Genomic DNA, 9,921 nt, shown 5'->3' with positions numbered 1-9,921 from the left:
TAATTTAATAATAATCCGCAAATTGTGCAACTTTTTCATTTGTAAATATTTAGAATTTTAATTCAACCAACGGGTTATATTCATAATGAAATTCGGACAGAGGATATTCCGAAAGCCGAAATGAGACGATATTCCTATTTCATTGATACAATATTCACTCTTTTTCTCTTTGATATGATTTTCCCTTTTTTTGATACGAATTCATCAACATGACCACAGCAAACTGTCTATTTTCGCTTCCGTAAAAATCAATCAATATTTGTTCAACCTAACAACTAATAGCATGAAAAGAAACTATTGGCTATGTAAAACATTCCTGTTGATAACAATAGGATTATATCCCGTTGTAACAACAGCATTCGCCAATACTGATGAACTTTCTGTTACAAGCATCCAGCAACAGAAGTCCATACAGGTATCAGGCACAGTCGAGGACAACAATGGAGTACCTCTGCCTGGGGTCAACATTATGGTAAAAGGAACCACCAACGGTACTATCACCGATGAAAACGGCAAATTCAGACTGACCGTTCCTGCCGGTTCCAATTTAGTAATCACTTACATCGGCTATACCACGCAAGAGGTGAAAGCCAAGCAGAATCTGAAAGTGACTTTAATGGAAAACAATGAGTTGCTTTCGGAAGTAATTGTAACCGGGGTGGCTCGAGGCACCTCACGGGAAAAATTATCTTTCAGTGTTGAGAAAGTACAAAAAACGGCACTTAAAGAAGTAACCGGAACCTCAGTTGCAACCACTTTGTCCGGAAAGATGCCGGGTATCAAAGTATTACCCACTACAGGCAATCCAAATGATGAGCCCATCATCCAATTGCGTGGCGCCATCTCATTCGCCAGCACAGACCAACCGTTGATTATAGTAGATGGCATCGTAACCGGAGGCTCACTTAAAGACATCAACATGGAAGATGTTGAGAACATCGAAGTCATCAAAGGCGCAGCTGCCGCATCATTCTACGGAGCAAAAGCGGCTGCCGGCGTCGTATCAATCACTACCAAACGTGGCAGCAGTCTGGAAAATGGCCAAGTGGACGTAACTTTCAAGTCTGAAGTAGGCGCAAGCTGGATTGGTTTCGTCCCCGAAAGGACAACCGCCCACGGACATGTAGTGGACGGCAACGGCAACATCACCTCTGCTATTGAGAACGACGGAATTTGGGACAACAAATACGATATGTCCCACGATGCCTATGACGACTTCTTCGTGCCCCGCCTCTTCTCATCCAACACATTCGGCCTTACAGGACGTTCAAAGAGTGGCGATATCAATTATTACGCCTCCATTCAGAACACCAAGAATCCCGGTATCGTGAGATTGTTGAAAGGGGTGAACCGCACCAGTTTCCGTGCAAACATGGATGCCAAGCTTTCGGACAAACTCATGCTGTCCACATCCAACATGTACGTACGCTCTCACAGCGACAACCGTAACATCAGTTTCGATGACATTTTCTATGCCGATCCCAATGCCGACTTCACCGCTGACAACATAGACGGCACGCCATACAAAATCAATCCGAACGTTGTGTCAACCCGCAACAATGCCAATCCTCTGTACACTTTTGCCAATTCACGTGCCGAAAGTAATTCAAACAGATTCTTAGGGGCATACGCCCTGCGCTATCAGCCCTTTGAATGGCTCAGCCTGAATGCCAACTACAGCATTGACTTCAGCCATTCCCAAAGCTATAGCCTGAAGCCTAAAGGTAACCTGAAAGTATCATCTCCTGATGGGACAGACCGGGAACTGGGCTCCATCTCCACCAGCTCATCGAACGACTTCAAGCACAACCTCGAAGCAGGAGCATTGTTTACAAAGAAATTCAACGACTTCAATACTTCCTTGAAGCTGCAATATCTGTACGAAGACGACAAGTATGAATCAGTGTATGGCGGAGGTTCAAGACTGGCCGTATCGGGCATGGACAATATATCCCTTGAATTGGCCGACCCCACCACATTGGATATAAACTCCTACGGACGCCGGATTGTTTCCAACAGTTACACTGCCGTATTCCAAGGGGACTATAAAGACACCTATATGATTGATGCCTTGGTCCGCAGAGACGGAGCATCTGTCATTGGTGACGACAACATGTGGAACACCTACTACCGTATCTCGAGTGCATGGAACATTGCCAAGACTTTCGATATCCCCCACATAGACATATTGAAACCCAGAATCTCATACGGTACCGCAGGTATCCTTCCCGCCTATGGCGCCAAATACGAGACTTACAGCATGAGCGCAGGTTCACTGTATGGAGCCTCGCAAATGGGAAACGCCAAATTGAAGGCCGCTTTGTCGCAAGAACTCGAAGTCGGACTTGACGTCCGGTTCATGAAACGTTTTGATTTGGCATTGACATATTCGCATAAGCGCAATACAGACCTTCCCTACGTGATGGCGGTATCGGGCATCACAGGATTCTCTTACCAGAACATCAATCTTGGAGAGTTCTTCGTGCAAAGCTATGAGGCTACCTTGAACGCCAACCTCATCCAGAAGAAAAACATGTCTTGGGATGTGACCTTGACATGGGACAAAATGCATCAGAAAGTAGGTGAATTAGGCAGGCCGAACTTCACTTCAGGTAACTTGTACATCAACTCCAACGAAACCTACGGAAAACTTTTCGGAACGAAATTTGCCACTTCACTTGACGAGGTAAGAACCCACAAGGACATCAAACCCGGACAAACGGCAGAAGACGTATTCACAATCAACAATTACGGCTATGTAGTACGCAAAGACAGAGTAGGTACGACTGAAGAAGCCCACATGTATGTATTGGACGAAAAAGGTAACAACAAGAAGGTCTATCTGGGGAACATGAACCCTGACTTCAACATGAATATGACCAATACACTCACTTGGAAAAACCTGACATTCTATTTCACCATGTCATGGCAACAAGGAGGCCTCCTGTTCAACAATACGAAGATGTATATGAGTTTTGCAGGTCGCAACGCCAAGCTTTGGGACCAGTCTGAAAAACCATGGGTACAGCGTAAGTCGTATAACTATACGAACCAGCATCCTACCGAATCTTTCATGGAAGAAGCCACATTCCTGAAGATGAGGGAGATGGCACTCAACTATCGTTTTACAAGGAATCAACTGGCAAGCATAGGACTCGATTTCCTCAAAGGAGTAAAGGTAGGAGTTATCGGGCGTAACCTGTTTACCCTCACAAACTTCTCCGGACCGGACCCCGAAACCCGTACCATTGAAGGCGGTGTGCTGAACGGAATCGAGACTCCCAAATACCCATCAGACATAAGAACCGTAACAGGAACCATATCCATTGACTTCTAATAAAAAATAAGTATATATCATGAAAACGAAAGTATATCTATTGTCATTATTGGCAGTGTTCTTTACTTCCTGCGACAGCTACTTCTCGGGAATGGACATAAAGAACGAATATTCACCGGACATCAATACGGTGATGAGTGACGCAAACCAATATCCTTCACTGCTGTCCGGAGTATGCAGTTCCTACTGGAGCGCCTTGCTAGGATGGGGCAACGAAGCCATCTGGCCTCTGGGAACCGTATCCGACCAATACGCCCCGGGAGCGGGCAACTTTAACCTGAAAACCTGGTCGTACTATGATGGTTTTGATAAACCCGAAATAGACAATTCGAACGAGGATTCTACTTTTCCCAAAGCTATATGGTATGATTTCTACGGCATGATTAACACCCTAAAGAACATACTGGCAGCCATTGACAACGGGGTAGTTTATACGGAAGGCGGGCAGGATGCCACCTACAAGATATTGGCAAACACCTATTTCCTGATGGGTACATGCTATACGGAAATGGCCCTGCTGTTTGACCAGTGCTTCCTGATTACCGAAACCACAGATGTAATCTCTATCACCGGCGAAAGTCTGGTACCGGCCAGCAGCGTACAATCCGCAGCTTTGGATTATCTGGACAAGTGCATAAGCATCTGCGAAGAAAAAGGCGACTTCGCTAATTTGAGCGGAATGTTCCCGAACAACACAATGGCAACCGGAGGCAAGCTAAAGCAGTTGGCCAACTTCATGGCAGCCCGTTGTCTTGCTTATTTTCCACGTAACAAAGAGGAAGCGGCTACCGTAGATTGGAACAAGGTATCGGGTTATGCAAAGAACGGACTTGCAGAAGACATCATAGCAACTTTGCCCAACAACGACTACGAACAATGGACATTGGTACAAAACGCAGCTCCTACAGGCGGATGGGTCAGAATCGGCATGCGCATCCTAAAAATGATGTGTCCTAATGACGCAAATGCCAAATGGCCACTTCCCAGAGACTTTGGCAGCACAGCAACTCTGCCGGAACTCAAAAGCCCTGACCACCGCCTATTGACGGACTTTATCTATACACCGGAACACAAGTCCCCTTCAGGTACAAGTTTTACGGGATATACCAATTACAGCCCTTATTCCCTGAACCGTTTCAATGACTATGCAACTGACGGTAACGGAGATGAATTCCTTTTCACAAAGGTGGAATCAGACCTCATCTATGCCGAAGCCTTGCTGAACACGGGCAAGACGAACGAAGCCGTTACCTTGATTAACGTGACACGGGAAGGACGAGGCCATTTGAAGGACATCACACCGGCCTCTGCTGCAGAAGAGATAATAAAAGCCCTCTATTATGAGAGATTCATAGAATGTGGCTTCCCCTACCCTGCAACCTCCTTCTATGACAGAAGAAGGACCCCGGTCGATGAATACCAACTCACAACCCGCTCTTTCAGGCAGTTGCCGGTTCCTTGCTATGAGTTGAAGACTTATGGTTTAGAGAGTTATACATTCGGCGGTGAGAAAGACGCCAATTCAAAATATAAATTCTAAGAACAATGAAAACGTATATCTATAAAACATTTGCAGTACTTCTGGCATTATTGCCCATTTCTTGTGACAGAAGCGGCGTTTGGGAAGAGTTTCAAGGAAATATTCCATGGGGGCTCTGTGTAGTGGCCGTAGCCGACGAGAACCATACCGAACCCATCAGCGGCGCCACGGTAGAAATATATAAGACGGAAGCCGACAGAGACAACGGTTCCAATGTATATCTGACCAAGCAAACCAACGGAAAAGGGGAAGCGCTTTTTACACTGGAAGAATTTGACAAATCCCATCAAGGCGCAGAACAGTTGAAAGGCAATTACTATCTGAAAGTTACCAAAGGAAACACCACCGCAGTTGCCACCACCCGTTACTTGTTAATGAACAGTGGGACTACTTATCATTGGGTGACATTGGAATAAAAATTTCAATCTACATGAGGGCATACTTTCATAAGTATGCCCTATATACATTCTATCAAAATTATTCTCTTTAAGAAAAACAATATGCTGAAAAAATCTTTTTTTATCACAGTTTTTGTACTACTATTTATGACTACCGCAAAAGCGCAAAATATAGAAAACGACCTCTATCTGAATAACCGTGCCCCATTATTGAAGAAAAACTATATGGAACTTCCTTTAGGAGCCGTTCGTCCGGAAGGATGGCTGAAAGAGCAAATGCAACGCATGTGCGACGGCATGACCGGACATCTGGATGAATTATACGAGAAAGTGATGGGAGCACGTAACGGATGGCTGGGCGGCGACGGTGACGTATGGGAACGCGGGCCATACTGGATTGACGGGTTGTTGCCACTAGCCTACATCATGGACGACACCAAGCTGAAGATGAAAGTACAGCCTTGGATTGAATGGGCGCTGCAAAGCCAGCAAGCCGATGGCTATTTCGGTCCGGATACAGACAGAGAACCTGAAGCAGGATTGCAACGTAACAATGCCAAAGACTGGTGGCCTAAGATGGTGGTTCTGAAATTCTTGAAACAGTATTATGATGCCACCGGGGACGAACGTGTGATTCCATTCATGACCCGTTACTTTAAATACCAGTTAAAACAGCTGAATATCACACCACTGAACCATTGGACCTATTGGGGGAAGATGCGTGGCGGAGACAACCTGTTGGTCATATATTGGTTATACAATATTACCGGTGAGAAATTCTTGCTGGAACTTGGCGACTTGGTCACCGAGCAAACTGCCGATTGGACGGGCGAATTCCTCAAAAGAGACATGATGAACAGCTTGTTCAGCGTGCACTGCGTGAATCTGGCGCAGGGCATCAAGCAACCTGTCATCCGCTATCAGGCAACCAAAGACCGTTCTCACATGGATGCCATCGACATGGGCTACAAAGACTTGATGAGAACCCATGGATGGCCTATCGGGCTTTATGGTGGAGACGAGCTGTTACATACGGGGAATCCCACTCAAGGCTCGGAGTTATGTACCGCTGTCGAGATGATGTTTTCCTTGGAAAAAATGGTCGAGATTACCGGACGCACGGATTGGGCCGACTGGCTGGAACGAATCACATTCAATGCACTGCCCACACAGATTACCGACAATTTCGATGCCAGGCAGTATTATCAACAATTGAACCAAGTACAGATATCACGCCAAGACCGTAACTTCGTAACCTGCTATAACGGTACCGACCAACTGTTCGGGCTGCTGACAGGATATCCTTGCTGCACCTCGAACCTGCATCAAGGCTGGCCGAAGTTCACGCGCAACCTGTGGTTTGCCACTGAAGACCGAGGACTGGCTGCCCTATTCTACTCACCATCCAGCGTAACGGCCAAAGTAGGGAATGGAACCAATGTACAGATAACGGAAAATACAAGCTATCCTTTTGAAGGAAATATCCGTTTCAAACTGTCCATATTAGACCGGAAAACGAAAAAAGTGGCCTTCCCACTGCACTTGCGCGTCCCGCACTGGTGCAAGGAAGCCGTTGTAAAAGTAAACGACCGGAAATGGGGAAAAGCCGCCGCCGGCTCTATCATCAAAGTCTATCGGGAATGGACATCCAATGATGTTGTAGAACTGGAAATGCCGATGGACATCAAGGTTTCTCGCTGGTATGAACGTTCTGCCGTTATAGAACGGGGACCATTGGTATATGCACTCAAAATAGGTGAAAGCTGGAAAAAGGTGCAGGATGACCGGAAGTTTGGCAAACACTACGGCGACTGGTACTATGAAGTGTACCCGACTACGGCGTGGAATTACTGCTTACCCGAAGAGGCGCTAAAAGCCGAAAAACTAACGGAAGCGTTCAAGGTTGTCGAGAAAAACGTACAAGGTTATCCTTGGAACTTGGAAAATGCACCTATAGAAATCCACACCCAAGGAAAACGGATGAAGGAATGGCAGATGTACAACGGTTCCGCGGGCCCATTGCCCTACAGCACCCAATACCAAGTAGAGACCTCACCGCTTGAAGACATTGTGCTTGTCCCCTACGGTTGCACCACCTTGCGCATTACAGAATTCCCCGTTACAAGAAAATAATAACGAACAAATACTTTGAAATCATGAAAATACGTAATCTCATCTCAGGATGTATTCTGTCAATGCTGGTATTGCCATCATGCCAGAACAGCACCATAAAAAAAGAGCCACAGCCGCTCACCCCCGTCTCATTCGAGGAGGTAACCCTGCAAGATCAGTTCTGGCTCCCTCGTTTGAGAACCCAAAAGCATACTTTGGTACCCTTCTCGTTAGAGAAGACACAGCCTGTTGTGGAAAACCTACGCCGGACTGCCGCTTATCTCAAGAGCGGAAAAGAGGAAAATCTGCTTAACCTGCCGCGCTATGTAGCATCCGACCTGTTTAAAGTCATGGAGGGAGCCGCCTATCTGCTCAAGATAGAGAAAGATGCCGAACTGGAAAAGCAGATGGATGAGATTATTGACATCATTGCCGATGCCCAGTGTCCGGACGGTTATTTATACGAATTGTTCACCGTATCTCCCTCCATGCGCAAGCTTGGTTGGGGAGCAGGTGACAAGCCATACTCTTTCGTGATACACAGTCACGAGCTTTATAACATGGGACACATGTATGAAGGTGCCGTTGCATACTATCGTGCAACAGGAAAACGGAAATGGCTGGATGTAGCGGAAAAAAGCGCGCAACACATCAACAGAGTGTTTTTTGAAGGAGACCCCAATTACAATGACGGTAACCCTATGAACCAAGCCCCCGGTCATGAGGAGATAGAACTGGCTCTGGTCAAATTGTATCAGGTTACAGAAAATCCCCTTTATCTGGAGATGGCAAAAAAGTTTATTGACATACGTGGAGTGACCTACAAACCGGACGGAAGCGGAATCATGTCTGCAAGCTACAGCCAACAACATCTGCCGGCACGCGAACAACGCAGTGCAGAAGGGCACTCCGTACGGGCCATGTACCTTTACTCCGGCATGGCAGACATTGTTGCAACCAAAGGAGACACTACCCTCATACCGGCACTGGAAAGTATCTGGCATGACATTGTAGACAAAAAGATGCACATCAACGGGGGGCTGGGCGCAGTACCCGGTATCGAAGGATTCGGACCGGAATATGTACTGCCCAACAAAAATACATACGACGAGACATGTGCAGCCGTAGGCAACGTATTCTTCAATTATCGCATGTTCCTTGCCTCCGGAGATGCCAAATACGTAGATGTTGCCGAAGTGGCCTTATACAATAATGTGTTGGCAGGCGTAAATATCCAAGGCAACCGTTTCTTCTATGTCAACGTGCTGGAGGCTGACGGGAAAAAAGCCTTCAACCACGGCAGGGCCGGACGTTCTCCATGGTTCGGAACCGCATGTTGCCCCTCGAATATGGCACGCCTGATACCTCAGGTTCCCGGTATGATTTATTCACATGCCGACAATGATATCTATTGTGCCCTTTACGCCAGCAGTTCTGCCGAGGTTCCTTTGAAAACCGGTCGAATCAAACTGAAACAGCAGACAGATTATCCTTTTGACGGAACCATCGAAATGGAGATAGAGCCGGAAAATGACGGAACCGAATTTACACTATGGCTACGCATCCCTACATGGAGCACAGACCGTTTTGTTCCGGGAGAGCTTTACAGCTATGCTGATAACATCTCGACCGACGCATCCTTATATATAAACGGGAAACAAGCCAAAACAAAATCCATAGACGGATATGTGCCGGTGAAGCGTAAATGGAATAAGGGTGACAAGGTAGTGTTACAACTGCCCATGCCCATACGATACTCAAGTGCAGACGAACGTGTAGAAGCAGACCGCGACCGAATCTGCATCACGCGCGGCCCCTTGGTATATTGCGCCGAACAGCCCGACAACGAACATCCCGCATCCAACTACATCATCAGCCAAATCGGTAAAGAGGGCCGTATAGAGGCATTCGCCGACGGTATTCTCAAGGGAATTCCCCGTATCTCGCTGAATGCTTCGGCCATAGAAGGCGAAACCGAGCTCCCTGCCACACTTACACTGATTCCCTATTATGCCTGGAACAACCGTGGGGATAATGTCACCATGAATGTATGGTTTGCCCGCCATGCGGAAACTGCGGCCAAGGAAATGATTCGCACGGTAGACAACATAGCAGATGTCAGTGCCACACATACCAACGGGAGCGATGACGTCTATGCCATTGCCGACGGGCAGTTCCCGAAAAGTTCATCCGACAACAGTATCATCCGTTGGACCAGTTGGCCCCAAAAAGGTACAGCACAACAAGTGGAGATTAAATTGAAGAAAGAATCGGACGTTGAGAGCGTGTCCGTATATTGGTACGACGACCAGGGAGGGGTGCAAGTGCCTGCCTCCTGGGATATGGAATATCAAGCCAACGGGCAGTGGAACAAGTTCAGACTATATTCTACCGACCACTATGGCATCCTGCCCGACCAGTTCAACATGGTACATCCTGCGGAAGCCATCAAAGCCGATGCCCTGCGCCTCCACATAAAGCCGAAACCGGACTCGGCCGTAGGCATATTGGAAGTCGTTATAGAATAATTATCA

At 46.9% G+C, this 9,921-nt stretch carries 5 protein-coding genes; all 5 read left to right on the top strand.

All coding sequences use genetic code 11. The annotated features are described in order from the left end of the window. Nucleotides 1-283: 283 nt before the first annotated feature. The 5 genes from M1B78_RS10720 to M1B78_RS10700 all read left to right on the top strand — a co-directional run bounded on the left by M1B78_RS10720 (nucleotide 284) and on the right by M1B78_RS10700 (nucleotide 9,915). Entirely contained in the window at nucleotides 284-3,337 is a 3,054-nt protein-coding gene (locus tag M1B78_RS10720; RefSeq protein ID WP_257940661.1) for a SusC/RagA family TonB-linked outer membrane protein, read from the top strand. A 19-nt stretch (nucleotides 3,338-3,356) separates the two neighbouring features. Continuing rightward, nucleotides 3,357-4,877 carry a RagB/SusD family nutrient uptake outer membrane protein gene (locus tag M1B78_RS10715; protein WP_257940660.1) on the top strand — a complete coding sequence of 507 codons (1,521 nt, stop codon included), beginning with the start codon at nucleotides 3,357-3,359 and terminating at the stop codon, nucleotides 4,875-4,877. Nucleotides 4,878-4,882: 5 nt separating this feature from the next. Beyond that, entirely contained in the window at nucleotides 4,883-5,293 is a 411-nt protein-coding gene (locus tag M1B78_RS10710; RefSeq protein WP_176468181.1) for a hypothetical protein, read from the top strand. A 129-nt stretch (nucleotides 5,294-5,422) separates the two neighbouring features. Next, on the top strand, nucleotides 5,423-7,408 hold the full coding sequence (locus M1B78_RS10705) for a glycoside hydrolase family 127 protein (protein ID WP_257940659.1): 1,986 nt from the start codon (nucleotides 5,423-5,425) through the stop codon (nucleotides 7,406-7,408). Nucleotides 7,409-7,431: 23 nt separating this feature from the next. Further along, complete coding sequence (locus tag M1B78_RS10700) at nucleotides 7,432-9,915, top strand: glycoside hydrolase family 127 protein (RefSeq protein ID WP_176468183.1); 2,484 nt, start codon at nucleotides 7,432-7,434, stop codon at nucleotides 9,913-9,915. Nucleotides 9,916-9,921: the final 6 nt, after the last annotated feature.

Source organism: Bacteroides muris (ex Fokt et al. 2023), assembly GCF_024704895.1.
In the GTDB taxonomy this organism is placed as follows: domain Bacteria; phylum Bacteroidota; class Bacteroidia; order Bacteroidales; family Bacteroidaceae; genus Bacteroides; species Bacteroides muris.
This window is presented reverse-complemented; position numbering and strand designations above follow the sequence as displayed.